Genomic DNA, 24,982 nt, shown 5'->3' with positions numbered 1-24,982 from the left:
GGAAGGAAAGCCTCCAGCATGGACGCCATCTCCGTCATCCGCACCAAGCGGGACCGCGGCGAGCTGACCGACGAGCAGATCGACTGGGTCATCGACGCCTACACCCGCGCCGAGGTCGCCGACGAGCAGATGTCCGCGCTCAACATGGCGATCCTGCTCAACGGCATGAACCGGCGCGAGATCGCCCGCTGGACGGCGGCCATGATCGCCTCCGGCGAGCGCATGGACTTCTCCTCGCTGTCCCGCCCCACCGCCGACAAGCACTCCACCGGCGGCGTCGGCGACAAGATCACCCTGCCGCTGGCCCCGCTCGTCGCCGCCTGCGGCGCGGCCGTCCCGCAGCTCTCCGGGCGCGGTCTCGGCCACACCGGCGGCACCCTCGACAAGCTGGAGTCCATCCCCGGCTGGCGCGCGCTGCTCTCCAACGAGGAGATGCTGCACGTCCTCGACACCACCGGCGCCGTGATCTGCGCCGCCGGTGACGGCCTCGCCCCGGCCGACAAGAAGCTCTACGCGCTGCGGGACGTCACCGGCACCGTCGAGGCCATCCCGCTGATCGCCTCCTCGATCATGTCCAAGAAGATCGCGGAGGGCACCGGCTCGCTGGTCCTGGACGTCAAGGTCGGCTCCGGCGCCTTCATGAAGACCATCGAGGACGCCCGCGAACTCGCCTCCACGATGGTCGGTCTCGGCACCGACCACGGGGTGCGGACCGTCGCCCTGCTCACCGACATGTCCACCCCGCTCGGCCTCACCGCGGGCAACGCCCTGGAGGTCCGCGAGTCCGTCGAGGTCCTCGCGGGCGGCGGCCCCGCCGACGTCGTCGAACTCACCGTCGCCCTCGCCCGCGAGATGCTCGACGCCGCCGGAGTCAAGGACGCCGACCCGGCCAGGGCCCTCGCGGACGGCTCCGCGATGGACGTCTGGCGCCGCATGATCACCGCCCAGGGCGGCGACCCCGACGCCACCCTCCCCACCGCCCGCGAACAGCACGTCGTCACCGCCCCGTCGTCCGGCGTGCTGACCCGCCTGGACGCGTACGGCGTCGGGGTCGGCGCCTGGCGCCTCGGCGCGGGCCGCGCCCGCAAGGAGGACCCCGTGCAGGCGGGCGCGGGCATCGAGCTGCACGCCAAGCCCGGCGACACGGTCACCGCGGGCCAGCCCCTGCTGACCCTGCACACCGACACCCCGGACCGCTTCGCGTACGCCCTGGAGGCCGTCGAGGGGTCCTACGACATCGCCGCCCCCGGCACCGCGTTCACGGCGTCGCCGGTGGTGCTGGAGCGCATCGCCTGACCGCGCCCGACCGGGGCGGTACGAGGTGATCCGCCGCCGGGGCCGATGAGTTGCCGTCGCCCCGGCGGTCTACCGCTCGTGGATGCCGAGACACCGCCCGTGATCGTGCTCGCGGAACCCGCCGGACCCGCCCGCCGGGACGAGCGGGCGGCGCTGTGCGACCGGGTGCGGGCGCTGCTCGCGGACGGCCGGTGCGCCGTCGTCGTCTGCGACGTGAGCGGGATCGGACCGCCCGGCCTCGCCGCCGTGGACCTGCTCGCCCGGCTGGACCTCACCGCCCGCCGCACCGGCGGACGGATCCGCCTCCGGGGCGCCGGACCCGCCCTACGCTCCCTGCTCGACCTGACCGGGCTCCGCTTCCAGACGGAGCGGCAGCCCGAACAGCGGGAACCACCGCGCGGTGTCCAGGAAGCAGTGGAAACCGGTGATCCGGCCCGCTGAGATCTCCAGCGCCTGCACCGCCCACGGGCTGAAACCGCCCTGCTCCGGGTCGGGTTTGTAGTGCGCGAAGCCGGGCAGCCCGTTGACCTCCACCGGCAGCAGCCGGGAACCGGCGCAGGACGCGCCCACCGTCGTCATGAACCCGGTGATGTCCCGCGGGCCGCGCAGCCACAGGTCGAACGGCGGCATCGTCATGATCGCGTCCTCGTGCAGGATCGCGGTCAGCGCCGTCATGTCGTACCCCTCGAACGCCTTCACATAGCGTTCCAGCAGCCGCTGCTGCTCCTCGTCCAGCGGGTCCGACACCGCGCCCGGCGCGTTGTCCCGCCCGGCCTGCTCGGCACGCTCCGCGAGGGTGGCCCGCGCCCGCTGGAGCGCGCTGTTCACGCTCGCCACCGAGGTGTCCAGCAGCTCCGCGACCTCGCTCGCCCGCCAGGCCAGCACCTCGCGCAGGATGAGCACCGCCCGCTGCTTGGGCGGGAGCTGCTGGAGCGCGGCCATGAACGCCAGCCGGATCGACTCCTTGGCGACGGCCGCCTCCGCCGGGTCCTGCGGGGCGGGAAGCACCCGCGCGTCCGGCACCGGTTCCAGCCAGGTGTTGTCCGGCCGGGGCGCCAACGCCACCTTGGCCAGCGGCGTCGCCTCGGACAGGTCCATCGGCCGTGCCCGCCTGTTGCCCGCCGTCAGCATGTCCAGGCACACGTTGGTGGCGATGCGGTACAGCCACGAACGGAGACTGGAGCGCCCCTCGAACCTGTCGTACGCGCGCCACGCCCGCACCAGGGTGTCCTGCACCGCGTCCTCGGCCTCGAACGAGGACCCGAGCATCCGGTAGCAGTACCCGGTCAGCTCCGTGCGGTACTTCTCCAGTGCGACGTCCAGATCCGCCGTCGCCGTGCTGTCGCCCATCGCCCACCCACCCCTGTGACCGTCTGTCCGCGCGCCGTCGCGCCCCAGTCACTCCGGAAGCTACCGCAGCCCACCGACAACGGCCCCCCGAGTCGGGAGAACAGCGGCTCGGCGCGGGTGCTTTCCGGTCAGGGGGAGACCTGCCCCGACGGCTCGCCGCCGAGGTCGCGGTCGCGGACACCGGCCCCGGCCGCCGCCGAGCGGGCCGCCCGCGTACCGAGCAGGGTGATCGCCCCGACGCCCAGCATCGCCAGCAGCCCGACCGCGACCGTGCCCTTCCAGCCCGCCGCGTGGAACGCCGTCGCGCCGACCGTGCTGCCCACGCTGGAGCCGATGTAGTACGCCGACTGGTACAGCGCGGCGGCCTGCGCGCGGCCGTGCCGTGCGGTGTGGCCGACCGCCGACGAGGCGACCGCGTGCCCGGCGAAGAACCCGGCCGTGATCAGCACCAGCCCCAGCAGCACCAGCGGCAGCGGAGTCGCCAGGGTGACCAGCAGCCCGGCGGCCGTGGTGCCGCCCGCCAGATACAGCGCGCCCCGCCGCCCCACCCGGCCCACCAGCCGCCCGGCGCTGGACGCGGACACCGTCCCCACCAGGTACACCAGGAACACCGAGCCGATCACGCCCTGCGGCAGCCCGTACGGCGCCTGCGTCAGCCGGTAGCCGATCACCGTGTACGCCCCGCCGAACACCGTCATGAACAGCGCGCCGATCGCGTACAGCCGCCGCAGCAACGGGTTCGACAGATGGTCCCGTACGGTCCCCAGCAGCACCCGTGGCCGCAGCGAACCGGCCGTGAAGTGCGTCGGCACCGGCAGCAGCAGCCGGAACGCCACCGCGCACAGCACCGCGACCGCGCCGATCACCCCGACCGCCGTACGCCAGCCCCACTCCTGCGCGACCCAGCCGGTGATCAGACGGCCGCTCATCCCACCGACGCTGTTGCCCGCCACGAACAGCCCGATCGCCGTGACCAGCGCCTTCGGCCGGACCTCCTCCGCCAGATACGCCGTCGCCGACGCGGGCAGCCCGGCCAGCGCCGCGCCCTGCACCGCCCGCAGCACCACCAGCGTCCCCAGCGAGGGCGCGAACGGCACCAGCAGCCCGACGCCCACCGCGACCGCCAGCGAGGCCGTCATCACCGTGCGCCGCCCGAACCGCTCCGACAGCGCGCTCATCGGCAGCACGAACAGGGCCAGTCCGCCGGTCGCCGCCGCCACGGTCCAGCTCGCGTCGCCCGCCGACACCCGGTACTCGTCGGAGATCAGCGGCAGCAGCGCCTGGGTGGAGTACAGCAGCGCGAAGGTGGCCACCCCGGCGAGAAACAGCGCGAGGCTCATCCGGCGGTAGCCGGGCCCGCCCGGAGTCAGCCGCGCGTCGGCGTCGGCGTTGACGTCCGAGGACGCCCCGGTACTGGCGGCACTGGCAGCGGCAGGCATGTCCCCGACGCTAGGCACCACTCCTCTCATCCGTCCAATGCACGGAATCGCCATAATCGATCCCATGCCGCATCAGCACAGCTCACCGGCGCAGCCGCCGTCCCGGCCGCCGTCCTTCGGTGACCCGGACGACATGGCACTCCTGCTCGCTCCCCGGCTCGCCCACTTCGCCGGAGTGGCCCGCACCGAACACGTCACCCGCGCCGCCCATGCGATGAACGTCCCGCAGTCCACCCTGTCGCGGGCCCTGGTCCGGCTGGAGCAGGACCTCGGCGTGAGCCTGTTCGCCCGGCACGGCCGCACCGTCTCCCTCACTCCGGCCGGGCGCACCTTCCTCGCCGCCGTCGAACGCGCCCTCGCCGAGGTGGAGCGGGCCGCCGAGGAGGTCAGGGCCGACGCCGACCCGGCCACCGGCAGGGTCGCCTTCGGCTTCCTGCACACGATGGGCGCCGAGACCGTCCCCGGTCTGCTGCACGCCTTCCGCGCCGACCACCCCGGCGTCCGCTTCGGCCTGGTCCAGAACCACGGCGAGGCGATGCTGGAGGGGCTGCGCGCGGGCCGCCTCGACCTGTGTCTCACCTCACCCGTGCCCGACGCGCCCGATCTGGTGGCCCGGCGCCTCGACGAGCAGCGCATCGACCTCGTCGTGCCCGCCGACCACCGGCTGGCCGGGCGCCGCCGGGTCCGGCTCGCGGAGGCCGCCGACGAGACCTTCGTCACCCTGGAACCCGGCTACGGCCTGCGCCGCATCACCGACGCCCTCTGCCGCGAGGCCGGATTCACCCCGCGCATCGCCTTCGAGGGCGAGGAGGCCGAGACCCTGCGCGGCCTGGTCGCGGCCGGTCTCGGCGTAGCCCTGCTGCCACCCCCGGCCGTGCCCCGCCCCGGCGTCACCGAACTCCACGTCACCGCCCCGAAGGCCGCCCGCGAGATCGGCGTCGCCTGGCTCGCGGGACACCCCGACACCCCGCCGGTCGCCGCCTTCAAGAACTTCCTCCTCTCCCGCCGCGACCACCTCCTGCCCGGCTAGCGACTCTCATTCACCACCTCTCTTCTCCCTGCTCCGCTTCCAGCGCATCCCTTCTCCCTGTTTCCCTTTCACTTCCTCTCTTCAGCGCTCTCCGACCGCCTCTCTTTCCGGCCCCGCCGTGTGTCTCCCGCCAGGCCATTCCGGGCCGCAGCGCTAGCCGATCCCGCGCGCGCCCGCTCCGGGAAGCGCTGTCACCCCGCCCCACTGGGCGAGCATCTCCAGGGCCTCCGTCCGGTCGGGCTCGGTCAGGTCGGAGAGGGCGACCCCGTGGTTGGCCTCCGGCGCCCACAGCAGCCGGGAGTCGCGTGGGCCGGGCCGGAAGTGCTCGGCCACGGCCGGGTCCTGGCCGCCGTTGACGAACAGCGTCCCGCTGCCGTGCCGTCGTACCCAGTGGTCGATGTCGGGCATCGCGTCCCGGTCGAACCGCATCGGTATGTCACGCGGGACGAAACTCCGGGGCTCGGTCACCCCCGGATACCGCAGCAGCCCGGCGAGATAATCGGTGGCCACATCGAAGTACCCCATTTCCGTGCCCAGTTGGTAGAAATACGGGATGAAGTCCCGCGCGACGGCGTCCGTGTAGAGGTTCAGTCCGGTGACGCGGTCCAGCCAGGTGTAGAGCGCGTCGGCGCTCGCCGCCGGGCCCGGTATGCCGGCGGCGTCACCGGGGTTGCCGCGCTGCCAGAACATGAACGGCGCCCGCAGTACGGCCGCTTCGAATGCCCGGTCCGCGCTGCCGACGATGCGGAATCCGGTGCCGTCTGCGGACGCGCGGTCCGCATACCGCGCGACCAGCTCCGTCCGCAGGGCCAGCGCCTGCCGCTGCACGTCGCGCAGCGCCTCGCGGATATCCGGGGTGCCCACGGTCTCCAGGAACCGCAGATACGCCGAGTCGTCCCGGTCGTCCACGTTGTCCGGCGCCGAGTACGCGACCGTGCCGTCCACGTCGTGCGGATGGAAACGGCGGTGATACACGCTCACCATGCCGCCCTTACTGCTGCCCGTGGAGACCCAGCCGCCGGGATACAGCCCCCGGAACAGCCGGACCACACGGTGATGGTCGTCGGCGGCCTGGCGGACGGTCAGATGCGCGAACCCCGTGCCCGGCGGGACCGAATCCCCGAAGTACCGGTGCTCCACCTGGAGCTGGTTCGCCCCCAGCAGCACCGCCGGTTCGGACCGGCGCGGTGACAGCGTCGCCGCGTACCCGGTGGAGAACAGCACCGTCGGCCGGTCGCGCGAGGTGTGCAGCAGGGTCAGGCGCTGCTCGAAGGTGCCGGGGGTGCGGCCGGTGTGGTCGATGGGCTGGCGCAGCCCCAGGACGAAGAACCGGTACCCGGGCTCGGCGCCCTCCCGTTCCTCGATGATCCGCAGCCCCGGCAGCGCGGCCAGCGCCGCCGCGATGTCCCCGCCACCCGACCCCCGCGCACCGGAACCCACCCGCGCCGGCATTCCCGTCGCGGCGGCGGCTGCGGCACCGCCTGCCGTCACCGCTGTCGCCGCCGACAGGGCCGTCACCGCCGAGGTCAGCAGGTTTCGCCTCGTCCACATGTGCATCCCGGTCCCTCCCCGGCCCCCGACCGCATCCGTCCGAGGGACGCGGCGCCGGTCTCGTCCTGACTGGCTGACCACTCCAGTACAGCCGCCGGACACCGCCGGGAGATCCCCCACACAGGGGGTTCGTCTCCCCCGTGCGGGGGAGAAGCCGGAGCCGGGCGGGGGAAAGAGGGGGAGGGAGAGAAGCCAGGAACAGTGGGCCAGGGAAAGGGGATTGAGGCCCGGGGGCCGACCCGTGCCGACTCCGTGCCCACCCGTGCCGACTCCGTGCCCGCTTGCGCCGATTCCGTGCCCGCTTGTGCTGATCCCCGTGGCGACCTGTGCCGCCCCGCGCCGACCGTCGCCCCCCCCGTGCCAACTCCGCTGACTCCGCCCCCTACCGCCGCAGCGACTTCCCGAAGCCCGCCGCCAGCGGCATGCGCAGGCCGATGGGCGGGGGAGCGGCGAGGGCGTCCTCGACGGGGCGGGACACGGGGGTGCCGAAGAGGGCGCCGAGGGCGAAGTCCACGGACAGGCTGACCACTTCGTCGCGGTGCTGGTGCATCCCGTGGCCGTCGGAGTGCACTTCGAACCGGCACACCTCCCGGTTGGCCTTCTTCGCCCGCTCCGCCAGCCGGAACGACAGCTCCGGATCGGTACGTTCGTCATTGGTGCCGTGCACGATCAGCACCCGGCGCCCGGTCAGCTGCCGTACTGGCTCCACCGGCGCCGCCATGTCCTCCTCCGGCAGCCAAGGAGCGAGCGCCACCACGGAGTTGACGGCCTCGTGCCCACCCGCCCGGAGTGCGGCCCGGCCGCCGACGCCGACACCGATCAGGCAGACCGGGACATCGCCGTAGCGCCGCAGCACCTCGTCGGCGGCCCACTCGGCGTCCGCCGCCGGATGCGCCTCGCTGCCGTTCCAGCCCCGGTAGCGGTACTGGACGGCGTGCACCGCGAGCCCCTCGGCCCGGCCCGCGCGGGCGAGCCCCCGGCCGAGGGCGCGGACCAGCGGCGTACCCCGGAACAGCGAGGGCCGCCGGGCGGAGACCTCCTCGCCGCGCGGAAGCAGCAGCACCGCCCCGTTGACCGCCGTCGGCTCAGCGCCGACCGCCCTTCCCAGTCCGGCCGTCCGCAGCGTCGTCGCTTGCTGTCCCATGACAGAACAGTGGCAGAACCACGGACACACCAAACCTGCCGTGCCGGTCACCGTTCCGTATCGACACCCCGGAGGGCCCGTCGGACCCGTCGGACCCGTCCCCCCTGCCCGGCAGGGACACCGCACCCCACCCCGGCGCCGGACCAATCCCCCTTCCCCGGCGACGCGTTCGCCCCGCACTCGAACGCTCTCGCAAACTTCTCCGTCAATGCGATGAGAACAGCGTTCATTCCTTTCGATGAAACAGCGCGACCGATCCCTGACGTGACCGGGCCCCGACGAGGCGTGCCGATGGGCGAATGGCCGTGCCGACGTGTCCGTCTGACCTGCGAAAAGACCCACCTGGCCGGGGAGTTGGGGTCCGAATTCCGATACGGAATCCGGACGCGTATTCACAAGGCGTCCGCATTTCGGTGTTTGCTCGGGGTGGGGAGGCGTGTTTACGGTCGTGGACCGCTCGGATCGTTCGTGATCACCCGTCTCCGTATTCAAGGACGCATTCACCATGAAGCAGTCTGCTGGCAAGACCCTCGGTGTCGCCGCGCTCGGTGCCGCCTTCGCCGCCGTCGGCGCGGGCGCTGCCAACGCGGCCCCGGCCGTCCCGGACGCGACGCACGCCCTCGACACCGTCACCAGGACGCTCCCGGCGGAGAACCTCGCCCACGCGCTGCCGGGCACCGGTGAGGCGCTCACCCAGGGTCAGGGCGCCGTGGGCGCCGGTATGGCCGCCGCGCAGCCCGCGGTGCAGAAGGTCCTCGCGGACGGCCCCACCGCCCCGGTCGGCGGTCTGCTCGGCGGGCTCCCGCTCAAGGGCCTGCCCACCCACGGTGTCCCGGTCAACGGCATCCCGCTCGGCTGACGCACCCCTCCCCCCAGACACCGTCGGCGCGCTCCCACACCCCCGGAAGCGCGTCGGCGGTTTCCGCGCGTCCGGACACCGCCCGACCACACCCGGGCCCGCGCCCCCTCACCAGGCACTCGCCCGCGCCTTCTCCTCCGACGGCAGCAGCAGCCACAGCGCTATGTAGACCACGAACTGCGGGCCGGGCAGCAGGCAGGACAGCACGAACACGATCCGCATCGTCGTCGCGGACGTACCGAAGCGCCGGGCCAGTGCGGCGCAGACGCCGCCGATCACGCGGCCGTGGGTGGGTCGGGCAAGGGCGGTCATCTCGGCTCCTCCGTCGTCGTCGGCTCGGACACCGGGACACGCGTCCCGTGTCGTACGCCCCTCGGGCCGGGTCACCGGACAGTGCCCCCGACTCCTCATACGGTACGGAGGCGAACAGGGAGGAAGCATCCCTCTAAGGGGCGATACCGACCCTGGGAATCGTCGGGGTCCGCCCCTGGGGGACATCGTCCACGACGGTGATCCGACCGGCCCCGTACGGCCGGTCCGCGAGGGGGCCGAGGGCCCCGGCCCGGGGATTCTCCTCCCCGGACGACCCCTCGGGGTCGGGGTGCCCCGCGCCGAGCCGCCGCAGCCGCGCCCGCGTCGAGGGGACCACCGCCAGATGCGCCACGACCACCCCGGCCGTGTTCAGCAGCACCGAGTCCACGTCCACGACCCGCCCCGGCACGCCCGTCTGCAACAGCGCGATGCCCAGTGAGACCAGGGTGCCCGCAGCCGCCGTACGGATCAGTGAGCCGAGCGGCGAGGCGTCCGTCCTGCCGTGCGCGGCGGGCAGCAGCACCCCCAGCGGCGCCAGCAGCGCGAGCCCCTCCCCGAGCCGCCGGGCCGCCTCGGGCCAGCCCAGCGAGAGATCGGCGCGGATGCCCGCCAGGGGCGTCAGATTGGCGGGAGCCACCCAGGGGACGTTCAGGGGCCGCAGCATCAGCCAGGCGACGACGGTGAGATGGGCGACGAGGAGAACACCCCCGGCCACCCGGATACGGATCGCGGCGCTGCCGCCGATGGAGCCTTGACGCTGCACGCCCCCCTAGACGCCCACGCCCGCGCCATCGGTTCCGCCACCACCCCCCGCTCACGGGTGAGGCGTCCGCCACACCCGCCCGCGATCACGCCCCACCTGCCCGCGCTCCGTCACACCCGCGCGCCGTCACACCCACGCTCCGGGGCACCCGCACCAGCACCCGCATCCGCACCCGCGAACGCCCGCCGGAGACCGCTCAGTTCTCCGGCACCGCGCTGGACGGCGGCTGCTCCGCGCCCGGACTGGTGCGTACGTCCTCCGTGCACTCGTACCGCCGCAGCGGGTCGGTGCCCGGTCCGGCCAGGACGACCGAGCCGTCGCCCTCGGCCGCCGCCGAGTCGGAGAGCGTGCAGACCAGTTGGGCGAGGGCGTAGCCGGGCAGCCGGGACGGTGCGCTGCTCAGTCGCAGCGTCTCCTCCGGGTCCCGGGACGCCCGCGGGCCCGGGGTCGCCACGGCCAGGCCGCCCGGTACGTACGTCGTGTAGCCCGCCGCGCGCTCCGCCGCCGAGGGCGCCGCCGCGAGCTGGTCCAGCAGCCCCTGTGCGACGATCGCCCGGCGCCGCGCGTCCGGTGTGCCCTCGGGCACGGTCACGGTCCGGTCCACGGCCACCAGGGACGCCCCGCACAGCAGGAACACCCGCACCGGCACCCCGTGCCCGGACTGCGCCGCCGTGTCCGACCCGGACAGCGAGCACGGCACCCGCGAGGGCGCCGGGCCGAAGTCGGTCGGTACCTTCGTCGGCCGGATACCGCACCCGGCGAGCGCCACCGCGAGCAGCGCCACGGCCACCCCGCCGCGCAACCCGCGCACACTCCGCCCGGTCACGCCTCCCCCTTTCCGGCACCCGAAGTCCCGGAGCCGGAGCCTGAGTTCGGGCCCGCGTCGGCATCCGCCCCCGAGCCCACCCCCTCCTCGTCCACCTCGTCCACCGCGTCCGGCGCCTCCGGCTCCCCCGTGCGCGACACGTCCCGAGGCAGCCGCAGCGTGAACACCGCTCCGCCCTCGGGGGAGTTGGCGGCATTGATTCCGCCCCCGTGAATGTGGGCGTTCTCCATAGCGATGGAGAGGCCGAGCCCGCTGCCCTCCGAACGCGGCCGGGAGGCACTGGCCTTGTAGAAGCGGTCGAAGACGTGCGGGAGGACGTCCTCGGGGATGCCGGGGCCGCCGTCGCGCACGGCGACGACCAGATCGTCCCCGTCGATCCGCACCGCGACCCGCACCGGGGAGCCGCCGTGCTTGAGGGCGTTGCCGATCAGGTTGGCCAGGATGACGTCCAGGCGGCGCGGGTCGAGACGGGCGTGGATGCCGCGCTCGGCGTCGAGTTCGACCGCGTCCAGCCAGGCGCGGGCGTCGATGCACGCGGTGATCTGGTCCGCGATGTCCACGTCGTCCAGCACCAGCCGGGCGGTGCCCGCGTCGAAGCGGGTGACCTCCATCAGGTTCTCCACCAGGTCGTTCAGCCGCCGGGTCTCGCTGACCACCAGCCGTACGGCGGGCTCGATCATCGGGTCGATGCTGCCCGCCCCGGCGTCGAGTTCCTCCTCCAGCACCTCCGTGACGGCGGTGATCGCGGTCAGCGGGGTGCGCAGCTCGTGCGACATGTCGGCCACGAACCGCCGGGAGGACTCGTCACGCGCCGCCATGTCCGCGACCCGTTTCTCCAGTGCCTCGGCCGCCTTGTTGAACGTCCGTGACAGATCGGCGAGTTCATCGGTGCCGGACACCTGCAACCGGGTGTCGAGCCGACCCTCGCCGAGCCGCCGGGCGGCCACTCCGAGCCGGTGCACCGGCTTCAGCACGGTCGTCGCGGCGGCCTGCGCGAGCAGCGCGGAGCCGATCAGCGCCAGCCCGGTGGCGATCCCCAGCGACCAGGCAAGGGAGTTGAGGTCCTTCGCCTCCGGCTCCAGCGACTTCTCCATGTAACCGGTCGGCCCGCCGCCGATCAGCCGCGTGCCCGCGACCAGGAACGGCGTCCCGTGGTCGTCCACCCGCTGCCAATACAGGTGATACGGCGCCTTGTTGACCCCGCCGACCGGCTGCCGCCTCGCCACCGCGCGGCGCAGCGAGGCGGGTACGTCCTCCAGCGCGAAGCCGTTGATGCCGCCCGAAGTGCCGTACAGCGTACGGCCGTTGGTGCCGGGGGAGACGAGCAGGACGCTGAACCGCTGGCTGCTCCCCGCCATCTGCATGGCGGCACGCTGGAGTTCGTCCTGTGAGGGTTCGGCGGGCAGCGCGCCCGCGCGGTTCTGCATCTCCTGCTGGAAGTCGCGCAGCACCGCGTCCTGGGCGCGGGTCAGCACCGCCTCCCGGTTGAGCCAGTAGGCGATGCCGGACGCGGACACCGCCGCCGTCAGCGCGACCAGGCCGAACACCACGACCAGGCGCAGCCGCAGACTGGTGAACCGCAGCCGCGACAGACTTCCCGTGCGCCGCGCGGCCCAGCCGCGCGGTCCCCCCCGTGCCTCGGTCACTGAGGCGCGTCCAGGCGGTAGCCGACACCCCGGACGGTACGGATCAGGGTCGGGGACGAGGGCACGTCCTCCACCTTGGCGCGCAGCCGCTGCACGCACGCGTCCACCAGACGCGAGTCGCCCAGATAGTCGTGCTCCCACACCAGCCGCAGCAACTGCTGCCGGGACAGCGCCTGTCCGGGCCTGCGGCTCAGCTCCAGCAGCAGCCGCAGCTCGGTCGGGGTGAGCTGGAGATCCTCACCGTTCTTGGTCACCGTCATCGCGGAGCGGTCGATGACCAGGCTGCCGAAGGCCGCGGAGTCGCTGGACTCCCGCTCCCCGCGCCGCAGCACGGCCCGGATACGGGCGTCCAGCACCCGGCCCTGGACGGGCTTGACCACGTAGTCGTCGGCGCCGGACTCCAGGCCGACGACCACGTCGATGTCGTCGTTGCGGGCGGTCAGCAGGATGATCGGCAACTGGTCCGTGCGCCGGATGCGCCGGCACACCTCGAACCCGTCGATGCCGGGCAGCATCACGTCCAGCACGATCAGGTCCGGCCGCTGCTCGCGCAGCAGCTTCAGACCGTCCTCACCGCTGGCAGCGGTGGCGACCCGGTGGCCCTGGCGGGTCAGGGAGAGCTCCAGGGCCGTACGGATGGCGTCGTCGTCCTCGATCAGCAACAGGGAAGGCACGGGCTCATTCTGGCCCATGCACCCGCTCCGGGACGACCTGCGGGCACCAGACCTCTCCATCGTCCTCACGCGGTCACGCCGGGTGACACCCCAGCGGCCCGACCCCTGTGACACGTCTGTGACAGTCGGCGGACATGGCGATGAAGGTCGGTCGGCAGGATTTTCGGCACAGGCAGGGAAGCGGCGCCCGGCGGCACACGAAGCGACGGGCACCGCCGAGCGACACCGAGCACCACACAGCACCACGGACACCGGCCAACCACGACGGGGAGCGCGAGATGAACACGCTGCACGGCATCAGCACCACCGCAGTGGTCACGCGTCTGCACGACGTGAACCGGGGTCCGGAGAAGTCCGGCGCCGCAGGCCCGCGGGGGTGCGCTCGCGGCGCCGGGCGTCAGCACACCGGGTTCATGACGGTGGTTGACGCGCACACGGGGGAAACGCACGGGGGAACCGCGTACGGGGAGGGCACGGGGGAGCGTCGCTCGCTGACGGAGGCGGAGTTCACCGCCTACGTCCAGGAGCGCCGCGCCTCCCTGTACGCGACCGCCTACCACCTGACCGGCGACCGCCACGAGGCCGAGGACCTGCTGCAGAGCGCGCTGTTCTCGACCTACCGGGCGTGGGACCGGATCAGCGACAAGGCGGCGGTCGGCGGCTATCTGCGCCGCACCATGACCAACCTGCACATCAGCGCCTGGCGGCGCCGCAAGCTCAACGAGTACCCGACCGAGGAACTGCCCGAGACGGCCGGTGACACGGACGCCATGCGCGGCACGGAGCTGCGCGCGGTGCTGTGGCAGGCGCTGACCCGGCTGCCCGAACTCCAGCGCACCATGCTGGTCCTGCGCTACTACGAGGGCCGTACGGACCCGGAGATCGCGGAGATCCTCGACATCAGTGTCGGCACGGTGAAGTCCAGCATCTGGCGGTCGCTCCGCCGGCTGCGCGAGGACGAGGTCCTCAGCTTCGGCCGTGACGAGGAGGACGCCTTCGGCGAACTTGTCGCCTGAAGGTCCCCGGGGGGGGAACGGGGGAGCACGGTGGGACCGCTGGGGGGCGGTCCCACCGGCAGCACGGGGGAAGTCCGGAGGCCGGGGGGCTCCGGAACGGGGGGAAACCGGAGTCGTGGGGGCTCCGGGACACGGGGGAGAACCGGAGCCGTGGGGGCTCCGGGACACGGGGGAAAACGGGGGGAGCACCACCAGGAGCGGGACGGTCGGGCCGGGGGGCCCTGCCGTCCCGTTCCGCCGTTCCCGGAACGCGCCACGACAGCGCCCGCCACGACACTGCCCGCCACTACCCCGCCCGTTACGACGCCGTACGCTCCCGTGGCGCACGCCCCGCCACCGCGGCCGTGGCCAGACGGCCGAGGGCTTCGTCCCGGTCGCAGGGGTGGGCGCCCAGCGCGACCTGGCGGTTCACGATCGACCGCTCGGCGCGCATCAGCCGCCAGCCGCGCCGCAGCAGGAACGGCACCGACTTGCGGCCCTCCTTGAGGTCGCGCAGGAACCGGCGCCGGAAGGTGGTGACCGGGCCGCGCCGCAAGCACAACGCGTCGGCCAGCAGCCCGAGTTCACGGCAGCGGTCCACGATCTCGGCCGCGAAGATGCCCTCCGCTATGAACAGCGGCGTACGGCCGATGTCCAGCGTCTCCTCGCCGGTGCGGGCGCTCAGCGAGATGTCGTAGACCGGCACCGGGGTCGTACCGCCCGCGCAGAGTCTGCCGATGGCGGCGACGGCGACCTCCGCGTCCCAGGACTCGGGGTGGTCCCAGTCGATGTCGGAACTCCCGTCCACCAGGGGCAGGGTCGGGTCGTCGCCCTCCTTGTAGAAGTCGTCGAGACGCAGCACGGGCAGCCCGGAACGGGCGGCGACGAGGGACTTGCCCGAACCCGAGGGGCCGCACAGCAGCACGACGCGGGCGGGGGACGGCGGATGAATGCTCACGGAACACCAGTTTGACGCATGGGAGGCGTCCTGCCGACCCCGCGGGTCGGCTTTGGAGCGCGCATCACACGTCAACTACCCTACGTGTCGAGTCCCTTACCCTGCGCACCAGAAGGTGGCACCCCCGATGGCCCGACACTCTTCCTCCCCGCACCCCACCGCGCGCCGCGTCCTCGTCGCGCTCGCGTCCGCCGGAGCGGCGCTCGGGGCGGGCGCGGCCACGGCGCACGCGGCGCCCGCGCCGGTGCTGGAGGTGCCCTGGCACCCCACCTCGCTCGGCAACGTGAACCCGCAGGCGGGCCTCACCGTCCTCACCGGCACCGTCGGCTACGTCACCGGTCCCGTGGCCGGTCTCAAGCCCAACCCGCTCGCGGGCACCGGCGTGGACCCGCTGGACAACGGCGTCGGCACCCAGGTCGCCGACTTCAAGCCGCTGGGCACCCGGATGCTCACCGCACCGGTCGCCCAGGCGACCTCGCTCGGTGCCATGCCGGTGGTCGGTTCCGTCACCGGCCTTCTCGGCAGCGCCGCCCACCAGGCCTGAACACCCCGTCGCCGTACGGGACTTGATGGCGCCCACGACACGGCCGCGCCGCCCCCTCGGGTACGGGGACGGCGCGGCCGTGGTGCGTGCAGTGGCTCAGTAGGCGGAGCCGGAGGCGCCCAGCGAACCCGTGGGGTGCCAGACGGTCTTGGTCTCCAGGAACGCCGTCATCCGGTCGATGCCCGGAGTCGCGGCGAAATCCACAGGCTGTGGACGCAGTACGCGCTTGAGGTTGTCCGCCGCCGCGATCTCCAGCTCCTTCGCCAGCGCCTCGTCGGCGCCCGCGAGGTCGATCGCGTTGACGTCCTGGTGCGCGGCGAGCGGCGCCGCGATCTCCGCCGTACGGCCGGACAGCACGTTGACCACGCCGCCGGGCACGTCGGAGGTGGCCAGCACCTCACCGAGGGACAGCGCGGGCAGCGGGGACCGCTCGGAGGCGATCACGACCGCCGTGTTGCCCGTGGCGATCACCGGGGCGAGCACCGAGATCAGGCCCAGGAACGACGACTCCTGCGGGGCCAGCACGGCGACGACGCCGGTCGGCTCCGGGGAGGACAGGTTGAAGTACGGGCCCGCGACCGGGTTGGCGCCGCCGATCACCTGGGCGATCTTGTCGGTCCAGCCCGCGTACCAGACCCAGCGGTCCACGGTGGCGTCCACCACGGCCGCCGCCCGGGACTTCGACAGGCCCTCGGCCTCGGCGACCTCGCGCACGAACTGCTCGCGGCGGCCCTCCAGCATCTCCGCGACCCGGTACAGCACCTGGCCCCTGTTGTAGGCCGTGGTGCCGGACCAGCCGCCGAACGCCTTGCGGGCGGCGACGACCGCGTCCCGCGCGTCCTTGCGGGAGGACTGCGGGGCGTTGGCCAGCCACTGGCCCTTCGAGTCCGTCACCTCGTACACCCGGCCGCTCTCGGAACGCGGGAACTTCCCGCCGACGTACAGCTTGTAGGTCTTGAAGACGCTCAGGCGGCCCGCGGCGGCACCGGTTGACTCTTTAGACATCGAGGTACGCCTCCAGGCCGTGCCGACCGCCCTCGCGGCCGAAGCCCGACTCCTTGTACCCGCCGAACGGCGAGGTCGGGTCGAACTTGTTGAACGTGTTGGACCAGACGACACCGGCGCGCAGCCTGCTCGCCACGGCCAGGATTCGGGAGCCCTTCTCGGTCCAGATGCCCGCCGACAGGCCGTACTGGGTGTTGTTGGCCTTGGCGACGGCCTCGTCCGGGGTGCGGAAGGTCAGCACGGACAGCACCGGGCCGAAGATCTCGTCCCGCGCGACGGTGTGCGCCTGCGTGACGTTCGTGAACAGCGTCGGCGCGAACCAGTAACCGGCGGACGGCAGTTCGCACGCGGGCGACCAGCGCTCGGCGCCCTCCGCCTCGCCCTGGTCGGCCAGCGCGCTGATCCGGGCCAGCTGCTCGGCGGAGTTGATCGCGCCGATGTCGGTGTTCTTGTCCAGCGGGTCGCCCAGCCGCAGCGTGGACAGCCGCCGCTTCAGCGAGTCCAGCAGCTCGTCGTGGATCGACTCCTGCACCAGCAGACGGCTGCCCGCGCAGCACACCTGGCCCTGGTTGAAGAAGATGCCGGTGACGATGCCCTCGACGGCCTGGTCGATCGGCGCGTCGTCGAAGACGATGTTCGCGCCCTTGCCGCCCAGTTCGAGGGTGACCTTCTTGTCCGTGCCCGCGACGGTCCGCGCGATCTCCTTGCCGACCGCCGTCGAACCGGTGAACGCGACCTTGTTCACGCCCGGGTGCGCGACCAGCGCGGCGCCCGCGTCGCCGTAGCCCGGCAGGATGTTGACGACACCCTTCGGCAGACCGGCCTGGCGGCAGATGTCGGCGAAGAACAGCGCGGAGAGCGGGGTCGTCTCGGCGGGCTTCAGCACCACCGTGTTGCCCGCGGCCAGCGCCGGGGCGATCTTCCACGCCAGCATCAGCAGCGGGAAGTTCCACGGGATGACCTGCCCGGCGACGCCCAGCGGCTTGGGATCGGCACCGAACCCGGCATGGCCGAGCTTGTCCGCCCAGCCCGCGTAGTAGAAGAAGTGCGCGGCGACCAGCGGGAGGTCCGCGTCGCGGGTCTCCTTGATCGGCTTGCCGTTGTCCAGTGTCTCCAGGACGGCCAGTTCGCGGCTGCGCTCCTGCACGATCCGGGCGATGCGGAACAGGTACTTGGCCCGCTCGGAGCCGGGCAGCGCCGACCACGAGGTGAACGCCCTGCGGGCCGCGGCGACCGCGCGGTCCACGTCCTCGGCGCCCGCCCGCGCGACCTCGGACAGCACCTCCTCGGTGCTGGGGGAGACGGTCTTGAAGACCTTGCCATCGGCCGCGTCGGTGAACTCGCCGTCGATGAACAGGCCGTAGGAGGGGGCGATGTCCACGACCGAGCGGGACTCGGGCGCCGGTGCGTACTCGAATGCGGAAGTCATGGTGATGTCAGTCCACCGTCACGTAGTCGGGGCCGGAGTAACGGCCGGTGGCCAGCTTCTGACGCTGCATCAGCAGGTCGTTCAGCAGCGAGGAGGCGCCGAAGCGGAACCAGTGGTTGTCCAGCCAGTCCCCGCCCGCGGTCTCGTTGACCAGGACCAGGAACTTCACGGCGTCCTTCGTGGTGCGGATGCCACCGGCGGGCTTCACGCCGACCTGGACGCCGGTCTGCGCGCGGAAGTCGCGCACCGCCTCCAGCATCAGCAGCGTGTTGGCGGGGGTCGCGTTCACCGCGACCTTGCCGGTGGACGTCTTGATGAAGTCCGCGCCCGCCAGCATGCCCAGCCAGCTCGCCCGGCGGATGTTGTCGTACGTGGACAGCTCGCCGGTCTCGAAGATCACCTTCAGCCGGGCGTCCCCGCAGGCCGCCTTCACGGCGGTGATCTCGTCGTACACCTTGAGGTAGTCGCCCGCGAGGAACGCGCCCCGGTCGATGACCATGTCGATCTCGTCCGCGCCCGCCTCGACCGCGTCGCGCACGTCGGCCAGCTTCACACCGAGCGCGGCACGCCCGGCCGGGAAGGCGGTGGCGACGGAGGCGACCTTGACGCCGGACCCGGCGACGGCCGCCTTGGCGGCGGCCACCATGTCCGGGTACACGCAGACGGCCGCCGTGGTCGGCGCCGTACGGTCCGTCGGGTCCGGGTGCACCGCCTTCGCGCCCAGCGCCCGGACCTTGCCCGGCGTGTCCGCGCCCTCCAGCGTCGTCAGATCGACCATCGAGATGGCCAGGTCGATGGCGTACGCCTTGGCGGTGGTCTTGATCGAGCGGGTCCCGAGCGCGGCGGCACGGGCCTCCAGCCCGACCGCGTCCACCCCGGGCAACCCATGCAGGAAGCGGCGCAGCGTGCTGCCGGACGAGGCGACATCGGCGAAGGGGGCTCCACCCGCGCGGTCTGGCGCGGGCCCGGCTCCGGGAGATGCGGATGCAGTGGTGGGCATGGTCACCACGTGAGCATATCTACGCGCGTAGCGGCTGTATAGGGGTGGGTGGGGAAATGGTGGGGTGTGGGTGGTGGGACTGGTCGGGGTGGGGCCCGGGAGGAGGCTCTGGCGGGTGTCGGGCGGTGCGGCCCCGGGGGGTTTGGATAAGGGGCACGTGAAGGTGTCCCGGCGGGGGTCGGGCAGAATCGGGAGCATGACGACCCCGGACCACCCCTCGCCCGCGCCCCAGCCGGCGGAGCCCGCCGCCAAGGACCGCGTGTACCGCTCGTCCAAGGGCATCGCGGGTGGCCTGCTGCTGCTCGTGATCATCTGCTGGCTGGGCATCGACGCCCTGTTCCGGGGAGCCGGGCGCACGCCGTGGCTGGCGCTGGCCGGGATGATCCTCGCCGTGCCGCTGGTGATCGCCTTCACGCTCCGCCCGGCTGTCCAGACCAACGACGAGCGGCTGCGCATCCGCAACCCGTTCCGCCTGATCACGCTGCCGTGGGGGCAGGTCGCGCTGCTCCGCAGCGGCTTCTCCAACGAGGTCGTCACGCACGCGGGCGCCAAGTACCAACTCTGGGCCCTCCCGGTCTCCCTCCGTGGCCGCAAGAGGGCCACCCGCCGCCAGGCCCGCGCCGAAGCCGGGGCGTCCCGCGCGCTGCGGTCCTCCGGGGGTCTGCTGGGCGGCGGCCTGCTCGGCGGCGGGCGTGGCCTGGGCGACCAGCACCACCCCGACGCCCCCGACGACGCCTTCCGCCCCGAGAGCGACCGCGCGATGGACGACCTCCGCGACGCCCTCGAACGCCGCGGCCACTCCGACGCCGCCCAGGGCGAGATCGGCGTCCGCTGGGCCTACGAGGTTCTGATCCCGGCGATTGTGGGGGCTGTCCTGCTGGTGGTGCTGTTCGCGGTGGGGTGAGCGGGACTCTGCGCTTCTGGGCCGATCATCAGCTTGGCCCAGACGGTCTTGCCGCCGCCCGTCTCCCGGTGGACTCCCCAGTCCCGCGCCAGCAGCCGTACGAGCAACAGCCCGCGCCCGTTCTCGTCCCCGGCGTCGGGGGTCCTGGGGGCGGGGGCGTGGTCCGAGGCGTCCCGCACCCCGATGACGAGGCTGTCCCGGAGGGTGGTCAGCCGTACGGCGATCAGTGCGGGACCTTCTGATCCCGGCCCCGCTCGCCTCGTGGCCGTGACGGCGTTGGTCACCAGCTCCGAGGCGACGAGTAAGGCGTCGTCCTCCGCGGACAGGGGCTGCCACTTGCGCAGGGCGAGCCGTACGAAGTCGCGTGCCGCCGCGACCGCCTCGGGCACGGCGGCCAGAGTCAACCGGTCGTGGCTCCGGGTGTCCTGCGGCCGGTACGGCGGCCTACGGTCCGTCGTCATGAGCGCCCGTCCAGGTCGTCCAGGCTGACGACCTCCGCGCCGGTGGCGTGTGAGAGGTGGGTCAGCATCGCGTCCTGGAGCGACCGGTTGAGTGCGAGCTCCCGGTACGACGGCACGATCACGTGCGTGGCCTCGGCGTGCCGCACGGCGTCCACCAGTTCCGTGAACGCGGACTGCGATCCCGGTACGTACTCGTGGAACACGGTGGCCAGTTGGTAGCCGTTCGTCTCCGCGTAGGCGTCCAACTCGTCCTGCGTCTTCCTGGCCTCCGCGTCGCTCATGTCGTCGGGGACCCGCATGTAGCCGAAGATCAGCGGTTTCATCGCTTCCCGTACCCCCTCACCGCGCCGGAGTTCACACGGCGTGATCGCCGCGTTCTCTGGAGTGACGAGTGAAGCACCGTAAGACTCTGCAATGCAAGACTACTTTTTTAAGTAATCGCTCCGAAGTGCTCGAAAAAAGGTACGACATTGCGGGTCGTAACCTTCGGCTACTACATTCCGGGTGCAAGAGGTATCCGTGGTGAAGGAAGGTGGGCCGCCCGTGAGTGGCGCAACGACTGGTTCGACGGTTCCCCGACGGCAACTCGGCCGCCACCTGCGCGATTTGCGGAACGCCTCACGGCTGACCGTGCGTGCCGCCGCGAAGCAGTTGGAATGGTCCGAGCCCAAGATCTGGCGCATCGAGACCGGCCAGGTGTCGCTGCGCAGCCTCGACGTCGAGGCGATGTGCAAGGTGTACGGCGCGGACGCCGAACTGACCAAGGGTCTGATGGGTCTCGCCAAGGAGACCAAGAACCGAGGCTGGTGGCACGCCTACGGCGACGTGATCCCCGAGGGCTTCGACCTGTACATCGGGCTGGAGGAGGCGGCGGAACGGCTGTCCTGGTACGAGGCTGAACTCGTTCCCGGCTTGTTTCAGACTCCCGACTATGCGCGTGCCCTCATCAAGCGGTCGAAGCCTGAACGGAATGATGCCGAGGTGGAGCGACGCGTCCACGTGCGTGTGACTCGGCAAGCCTTGCTCAGACGCGTGACCGCTCCTCCCAAGGTGGACGTGGTGCTGAACGAGGCTGTTTTGCGACGCCCAGTGGGTGGCGTTGAGGTCATGGCAGAGCAACTTGCGCACCTGGTTTACTTGAACGAGCTGGACAGCGTCTCGATTCGCGTTGTCCCGTATGCCGCTGGTCTGCATGAAGGGCTCATGTCCGGCCCGTTCGTCACACTGCACTTCCCGTCGGATGGCAACGGCCGGAATGCGGAGCCGCCCACGGTCTACGTGGAGGGTTTCACCGGGGCGCTCTACCTCGACAAACCCAACGAAGTCGAACGCTACGAAAGCGCGTTCACGTCCATCTGGGGCTCTGCGCTTGATGAAGCAGGTAGCACGAGTCTCCTCAAGCAAGCAGCGAGGGAGCTGACCAAGTGAAGAGTGCCGACCTGACAGACGCGGTCTGGCGCAAGAGCAGCCGCAGCAATGGCGACGCCAACTGTGTTGAGGTCGCGTTCATGAACGACGGCCGCGTAGGCATGCGTGACAGCAAGGAGAACGGCACCGGTTCGGCTCTCCTCGTTACCCGCCGTGAGTGGGTCGCTTTCCAAGGCGGTCTGCTGGACGATGGGTTCACGGGTCTCTAGGTATCGCCTGGTCCTGCGCGGCGCCTGGAAGCCACCGATTCCGATCAAGGAAACAGTGAGGGAGCTGAACATATGAACAGCGCCGATCTGACAGGTGCCGTGTGGCGTAAGTCCAGCCGTTCCCAGAACAACGCTCAGTGTGTCGAGGTCGCGTTCCTCGGCAACGGCACCGTGGGTATGCGTGACAGCAAGGACGGTGACAACGGGTCGGCTCTGCTCTTCACGCGTCGTGAGTGGGCTGCTTTCCAAGGCGGCCTGTTGGACGATGGGTTCACTGGGCTCTAGGAGCCGTATGTCTGCGCGGCACCTGTGAGTCACCGATTCGCGCTAGCTAGCAGTGAGGGAGCTGGGTCAGTGAAGAGTGTTGATCTGACAGGTGCCGTGTGGCGTAAGAGCAGTCACAGTAATGGCCAGGCCGAGTGTGTCGAGGTCGCCTTCCTCGGTGACGGCACCGTAGGGATACGTGACAGCAAGGAGAGCGGTGACGGTTCCGCTCTCCTTGTCAGCCGTCTCGGGTGGGTGGCCTTTCAAGGTGGCCTGTTGGGCGAGGAGTTCACGGGGTTCCATTGATCCGAAACGCTTTGTGTTGAGGCTTGTTTGGCGGTACGTGAGTGATCTGGTGGGGGATGCGCGGACCAGGTCACCGGCCGCACCTGGGGCGAACGGGGACGGACTCCGGGCGTCCGCCGCACCGGGAACCGGTTCTCCGTGAACGCGATGTCCGCGATCAGCGCGAAGGGCCGGATGCACTTCATGGTCTTCACCGGCACTTCCGACGCACAGGTCATGTGCCGCTTCCTGGCCCGGCTCGCCGGTCACTTCGACCGGAAGGTGCGCCTGATCGTGGACCGGCACTCAGCCCACCGCTCGAAGGCTGTCCGGGCCTGGCTCACCGACCACACCGACGAGATGGAGCTGCATTTCCTGCCGTCGTACTCACCCGAGCTGAACCCCCGACGAGCTGGTCAACTCCGACCTCAGACGCAGCCCGCCCCACACCCACCGGGTCAGAACCAGCACGAACTCGCAGCCGAAACCCGCAGGTTCTTCCACCATCGACAGCGTCAGCCCCACGTGATCACCAGCTACTTCATAGCCCGGCACGTCCGCTACGTCATCGACGGGTGAACCCCATGAATTCCCGATCAGATAGCAGGAGTTGGGGTGTGGAAGATAGCTTGGGGTTATGGGTAAGAGCCATCAAGTCGTTTGTGATCATTTCGCGCAGGTTGACGGCTACCGTGTGCCATTCGTTGCCGGGAGCGCCTGCTCTGAGATTCACATGGTGGACAGGGGTGTGAATGGTAGGCGTAGGGGTGGATTGGCTGGTGGGGTTGCCGCTGTCTTCTTCGGGTTCGCGTTGGCCGCGCTCGTATCGTGTTCCTCGAGTTCCGCGGGTGGGTCGCCTGCTCCGGGGCGGCCAAGTGGGTCTGCCTCTGGGGGATCTGCGTCCGAGTCGGTAGGGACGGTCAGTCCGTCGCCTTCGGCGACCGGGCCCTGTGCTGATGGGGTGTGTGAGATCAAGGTCGGCGTGGGGGATGTCGTGACAGTGCCGAAGACGTATGGGCTTGGGCCGATCAAGGTCACGGCGATCACTGGTGTCAGAGTAGAGATGGTCGCGTCTCTGACGGGGTCGGACGCTAGTATTTCGGGCTGTTCCGGTGGCAGTGCCGTGTCGTCCGGAGGTGGCGGCGGCGTGACGTTGATGTGCGACAAGGGGCCTGCTGCGACCATCAACGACACCATGAGCCTGCAGATCGTCGAGGTCCACGACAAGGTGGCTACCCTGCGTATCAAGCCTGCCGGGTGATGGGGCGAGACAACACTGACTGCTCTGCGGGGAGCTGGTCGGAGGGCATGAGCGCTGCCCCATGCGAGTCGGCCGGGATGTGCCCCATCTCGCCGTGGAATGGGCGGTGAATGTACCAGTCGATCAACTCGGCGGTGGCCAACTCGACCTGGGAGAGTGTCTTCCAGGACCGCTGAGGCTTGATCAGTTCCGTTTTGAACAGGCCGATCGTGGACTCGATCAGGGCGCCGTTCGAGGGCAAGCTGTTCGGAGTTTCGTCCCGAGGGTGTCCGCGTCGTTCCGGCACAGGACGAGCTAGGTCCTGTCTGGAGTTTGATCATGAGTGCGTTGCGATACTGCGGAGCCAGAGCATCGCACCGCACAGGTGGAGCCCGGCTTCGTAGCTGTGCGGGGTCTTGTCGAAGCGGGTCGCTATGCCGCGCCAGTTCCGCAGGCGGTTGATGCACCGCTCCACGGTGTTGCGTTCGGTGTACAAGTCTGCGTTGTGGCTGACGGGGCGGCCGCCGCGTGAGCCGCGCTTCTTGCGGTTGGCGGCCTGGTCCACCTTTTCCGGGATCACCCCGCGGATCCCTCGTTTCCGCAGGTAGCGGCGGTTGCGGCGGGAGGAGTACGCCTTGTCGGCGGCCACCGCGTCCGGCCGGGTCCTCGGGCGTCCGACCGGCCCGCGCACCGTGATCCGTTCCAGGACCGGGATGAACTGCGGGCTGTCGCCGGCCTGTCCGGGTGTGAGGACGAACGCCAGCGGGCGGCAGCGCCGGTCTGCCGCAAGGTGGATTTTGCTGGTCAAACCGCCCCGGGAACGCCCCAGTTCGGCAGCCTTTAAGCGGGCGTGGTGCCGTCGGCGGGTCCGGCGCCGTTCAGCCCGCCCGCCAGCGTCGGATTGCCCCTCTCGCGGCTCTTGTTCCTTCGGGGCGCCCCCTTTTCAGACTCGACGGCCGCCTCCAGGGCCGTCAACTGCTCCGCGTCGAGGATCATCCCGGCGGCGTGGTGGTGGGCCCGAGACGTCGCGGAGTCCACGCTGACCAGGCCCATGTCGATCTCACCGCGCGCGGCTGCCTCGGCGATCAACGCCTCCATCAGCTGCTGGAAGGTGCCCTGCCCCACCCAGATGCGGAAGCGGTCGTAAGTGCTCTGCCAGGGCCCGAATTCGTTCGGCAGGTCGCGCCAGAGCTGCCCGTGCGGAAGCGCCACATCACCGCGTTGAAATGTTTCCGGAGGTCGGGGATGGGCCCGACCGCAGCAATCGGGAGATGGGGCTCGATCAAGGCCCACTGCTCGTCGGTGAGATCGCCTCGCGCCATGACTGACGATCTATCAAGAGCAGACCTCACCGCGCAGGCGATCTACCG

27 protein-coding genes and 2 pseudogenes are annotated in these 24,982 nt (G+C 71.3%); 13 read left to right on the top strand and 16 right to left on the bottom strand.

Annotation, left to right across the window (positions count from 1 at the left end; all coding sequences use genetic code 11):
* Positions 1-18: 18 nt before the first annotated feature.
* Positions 19-1,296 carry a thymidine phosphorylase gene (locus KUM39_RS16450; protein WP_217786404.1) on the top strand — a complete coding sequence of 426 codons (1,278 nt, stop codon included), beginning with the start codon at positions 19-21 and terminating at the stop codon, positions 1,294-1,296.
* A gap of 45 nt (positions 1,297-1,341) precedes the next feature.
* Positions 1,342-1,737 (top strand): STAS domain-containing protein, encoded by a 396-nt coding sequence (locus tag KUM39_RS16445; protein WP_217786403.1) that lies wholly within the window; start codon positions 1,342-1,344, stop codon positions 1,735-1,737.
* Here KUM39_RS16445 and KUM39_RS16440 read toward each other — a convergent pair.
* On the bottom strand, positions 1,621-2,646 hold the full coding sequence (locus tag KUM39_RS16440) for a sigma-70 family RNA polymerase sigma factor (RefSeq protein WP_217786402.1): 1,026 nt from the start codon (positions 2,644-2,646) through the stop codon (positions 1,621-1,623). The two genes, KUM39_RS16445 and KUM39_RS16440, sit on opposite strands and share 117 nt — an antisense overlap.
* A 128-nt stretch (positions 2,647-2,774) precedes the next feature.
* Positions 2,775-4,085, bottom strand: coding sequence for an MFS transporter (locus tag KUM39_RS16435; RefSeq protein WP_217786401.1), 1,311 nt, complete (start codon positions 4,083-4,085; stop codon positions 2,775-2,777).
* Positions 4,086-4,149: 64 nt separating this feature from the next.
* Between KUM39_RS16435 and KUM39_RS16430 the strand changes: the two genes are divergently transcribed.
* Entirely contained in the window at positions 4,150-5,115 is a 966-nt protein-coding gene (locus KUM39_RS16430; protein WP_217786400.1) for a LysR family transcriptional regulator, read from the top strand.
* A gap of 153 nt (positions 5,116-5,268) precedes the next feature.
* On the opposite strand, the gene KUM39_RS16425 is transcribed toward KUM39_RS16430, so the two are convergent.
* Entirely contained in the window at positions 5,269-6,666 is a 1,398-nt protein-coding gene (locus KUM39_RS16425; protein ID WP_246620243.1) for a S28 family serine protease, read from the bottom strand.
* Between the two features lie 382 nt (positions 6,667-7,048).
* Positions 7,049-7,810: a prolyl oligopeptidase family serine peptidase gene (locus tag KUM39_RS16420; protein ID WP_217786398.1), complete on the bottom strand. Its 762-nt coding sequence runs from the start codon at positions 7,808-7,810 to the stop codon at positions 7,049-7,051.
* 505 nt (positions 7,811-8,315) lie between these two features.
* On the opposite strand from KUM39_RS16420, the gene KUM39_RS16415 reads away from it, so the two are divergent.
* Positions 8,316-8,669, top strand: coding sequence for an ATP-binding protein (locus KUM39_RS16415; protein ID WP_217786397.1), 354 nt, complete (start codon positions 8,316-8,318; stop codon positions 8,667-8,669).
* A 108-nt stretch (positions 8,670-8,777) separates the two neighbouring features.
* On the opposite strand, the gene KUM39_RS16410 is transcribed toward KUM39_RS16415, so the two are convergent.
* The 5 genes from KUM39_RS16410 to afsQ1 form a co-directional block, all read right to left on the bottom strand.
* Positions 8,778-8,981, bottom strand: a complete 204-nt coding sequence (locus KUM39_RS16410) for a PspC domain-containing protein (protein WP_217786396.1) — start codon at positions 8,979-8,981, stop codon at positions 8,778-8,780.
* 133 nt (positions 8,982-9,114) lie between these two features.
* Positions 9,115-9,744 carry a VanZ family protein gene (locus tag KUM39_RS16405; RefSeq protein WP_217786395.1) on the bottom strand — a complete coding sequence of 210 codons (630 nt, stop codon included), beginning with the start codon at positions 9,742-9,744 and terminating at the stop codon, positions 9,115-9,117.
* Positions 9,745-9,940: 196 nt separating this feature from the next.
* Positions 9,941-10,570 (bottom strand): hypothetical protein, encoded by a 630-nt coding sequence (locus KUM39_RS16400; protein ID WP_308288151.1) that lies wholly within the window; start codon positions 10,568-10,570, stop codon positions 9,941-9,943.
* Positions 10,567-12,216, bottom strand: coding sequence for an ATP-binding protein (locus KUM39_RS16395; RefSeq protein WP_217786394.1), 1,650 nt, complete (start codon positions 12,214-12,216; stop codon positions 10,567-10,569). The genes KUM39_RS16400 and KUM39_RS16395 overlap by 4 nt, the downstream gene beginning before the upstream one ends.
* Positions 12,213-12,890, bottom strand: coding sequence for a two-component system response regulator AfsQ1 (afsQ1, locus tag KUM39_RS16390; protein WP_179851543.1), 678 nt, complete (start codon positions 12,888-12,890; stop codon positions 12,213-12,215). The genes KUM39_RS16395 and afsQ1 overlap by 4 nt, the downstream gene beginning before the upstream one ends.
* Before the next feature lie 278 nt (positions 12,891-13,168).
* Between afsQ1 and KUM39_RS16385 the strand changes: the two genes are divergently transcribed.
* Complete coding sequence (locus tag KUM39_RS16385) at positions 13,169-13,906, top strand: SigE family RNA polymerase sigma factor (RefSeq protein ID WP_217786393.1); 738 nt, start codon at positions 13,169-13,171, stop codon at positions 13,904-13,906.
* A gap of 298 nt (positions 13,907-14,204) precedes the next feature.
* Here the strand turns inward: KUM39_RS16385 and KUM39_RS16380 are convergent, their stop codons facing one another.
* Positions 14,205-14,843: a uridine kinase family protein gene (locus tag KUM39_RS16380; RefSeq protein ID WP_372455769.1), complete on the bottom strand. Its 639-nt coding sequence runs from the start codon at positions 14,841-14,843 to the stop codon at positions 14,205-14,207.
* Positions 14,844-14,970: 127 nt separating this feature from the next.
* Between KUM39_RS16380 and KUM39_RS16375 the strand changes: the two genes are divergently transcribed.
* Complete coding sequence (locus KUM39_RS16375; protein WP_217786392.1) at positions 14,971-15,387, top strand: hypothetical protein; 417 nt, start codon at positions 14,971-14,973, stop codon at positions 15,385-15,387.
* A gap of 96 nt (positions 15,388-15,483) precedes the next feature.
* Here KUM39_RS16375 and KUM39_RS16370 read toward each other — a convergent pair whose 3' ends face one another.
* From KUM39_RS16370 to deoC, 3 genes are read right to left on the bottom strand one after another with little or no spacing between them, the layout of a single operon-like run.
* A complete protein-coding gene (locus KUM39_RS16370; protein ID WP_217786391.1) occupies positions 15,484-16,392 on the bottom strand; it encodes an aldehyde dehydrogenase family protein in 909 nt (302 codons plus the stop codon).
* The gene (locus KUM39_RS16365; RefSeq protein ID WP_217786390.1) at positions 16,385-17,821 is read right to left on the bottom strand and encodes an aldehyde dehydrogenase family protein; all 1,437 of its coding nucleotides are present in this window, start codon (positions 17,819-17,821) and stop codon (positions 16,385-16,387) included. Before KUM39_RS16365 ends, KUM39_RS16370 begins: the two co-directional genes overlap by 8 nt.
* A gap of 7 nt (positions 17,822-17,828) precedes the next feature.
* Positions 17,829-18,821, bottom strand: coding sequence for a deoxyribose-phosphate aldolase (gene deoC, locus KUM39_RS16360; RefSeq protein ID WP_217786389.1), 993 nt, complete (start codon positions 18,819-18,821; stop codon positions 17,829-17,831).
* Positions 18,822-19,017: 196 nt separating this feature from the next.
* Here deoC and KUM39_RS16355 point away from each other — a divergent pair, with 196 nt between their 5' ends.
* Positions 19,018-19,725, top strand: coding sequence for a PH domain-containing protein (locus KUM39_RS16355; RefSeq protein WP_217786388.1), 708 nt, complete (start codon positions 19,018-19,020; stop codon positions 19,723-19,725).
* On the opposite strand, the gene KUM39_RS16350 is transcribed toward KUM39_RS16355, so the two are convergent.
* Both KUM39_RS16350 and KUM39_RS16345 read right to left on the bottom strand, forming a co-directional pair.
* The gene (locus tag KUM39_RS16350) at positions 19,659-20,186 is read right to left on the bottom strand and encodes an ATP-binding protein (protein WP_217786387.1); all 528 of its coding nucleotides are present in this window, start codon (positions 20,184-20,186) and stop codon (positions 19,659-19,661) included. The genes KUM39_RS16355 and KUM39_RS16350 overlap by 67 nt on opposite strands.
* Positions 20,183-20,509, bottom strand: a complete 327-nt coding sequence (locus KUM39_RS16345) for a recombinase family protein (protein ID WP_217786386.1) — start codon at positions 20,507-20,509, stop codon at positions 20,183-20,185. Before KUM39_RS16345 ends, KUM39_RS16350 begins: the two co-directional genes overlap by 4 nt.
* 220 nt (positions 20,510-20,729) lie before the next feature.
* On the opposite strand from KUM39_RS16345, the gene KUM39_RS16340 reads away from it, so the two are divergent.
* The 6 genes and pseudogenes from KUM39_RS16340 (at position 20,730) to KUM39_RS16315 (ending at position 23,633) form a co-directional block, all read left to right on the top strand.
* Positions 20,730-21,614: a helix-turn-helix domain-containing protein gene (locus tag KUM39_RS16340; protein ID WP_217786385.1), complete on the top strand. Its 885-nt coding sequence runs from the start codon at positions 20,730-20,732 to the stop codon at positions 21,612-21,614.
* A complete protein-coding gene (locus tag KUM39_RS16335) occupies positions 21,611-21,823 on the top strand; it encodes a DUF397 domain-containing protein (RefSeq protein WP_308288150.1) in 213 nt (70 codons plus the stop codon). Before KUM39_RS16340 ends, KUM39_RS16335 begins: the two co-directional genes overlap by 4 nt.
* Positions 21,824-21,895: 72 nt before the next feature.
* Positions 21,896-22,108, top strand: a complete 213-nt coding sequence (locus tag KUM39_RS16330; RefSeq protein WP_217786384.1) for a DUF397 domain-containing protein — start codon at positions 21,896-21,898, stop codon at positions 22,106-22,108.
* A gap of 24 nt (positions 22,109-22,132) precedes the next feature.
* Complete coding sequence (locus KUM39_RS16325; protein ID WP_308288149.1) at positions 22,133-22,393, top strand: DUF397 domain-containing protein; 261 nt, start codon at positions 22,133-22,135, stop codon at positions 22,391-22,393.
* 120 nt (positions 22,394-22,513) lie between these two features.
* A pseudogene (locus KUM39_RS28220) lies at positions 22,514-22,951 on the top strand (transposase); the annotation flags it as partial.
* Between the two features lie 382 nt (positions 22,952-23,333).
* On the top strand, positions 23,334-23,633 hold the full coding sequence (locus KUM39_RS16315; protein ID WP_246620242.1) for a hypothetical protein: 300 nt from the start codon (positions 23,334-23,336) through the stop codon (positions 23,631-23,633).
* Positions 23,634-23,949: 316 nt separating this feature from the next.
* Here the strand turns inward: KUM39_RS16315 and KUM39_RS16310 are convergent.
* Positions 23,950-24,934 (bottom strand): annotated as a pseudogene (locus KUM39_RS16310) (IS5 family transposase).
* Between the last annotated feature and the right edge of the window lie 48 nt (positions 24,935-24,982).

Origin of the sequence: Streptomyces corallincola (assembly GCF_019104725.1) — a bacterium.
Taxonomy (GTDB): Bacteria; Actinomycetota; Actinomycetes; order Streptomycetales; family Streptomycetaceae; genus Streptomyces; species Streptomyces corallincola.
Note: the sequence above shows the minus strand (reverse complement) of the source record. Positions and strands in the feature narration are given on the sequence as shown.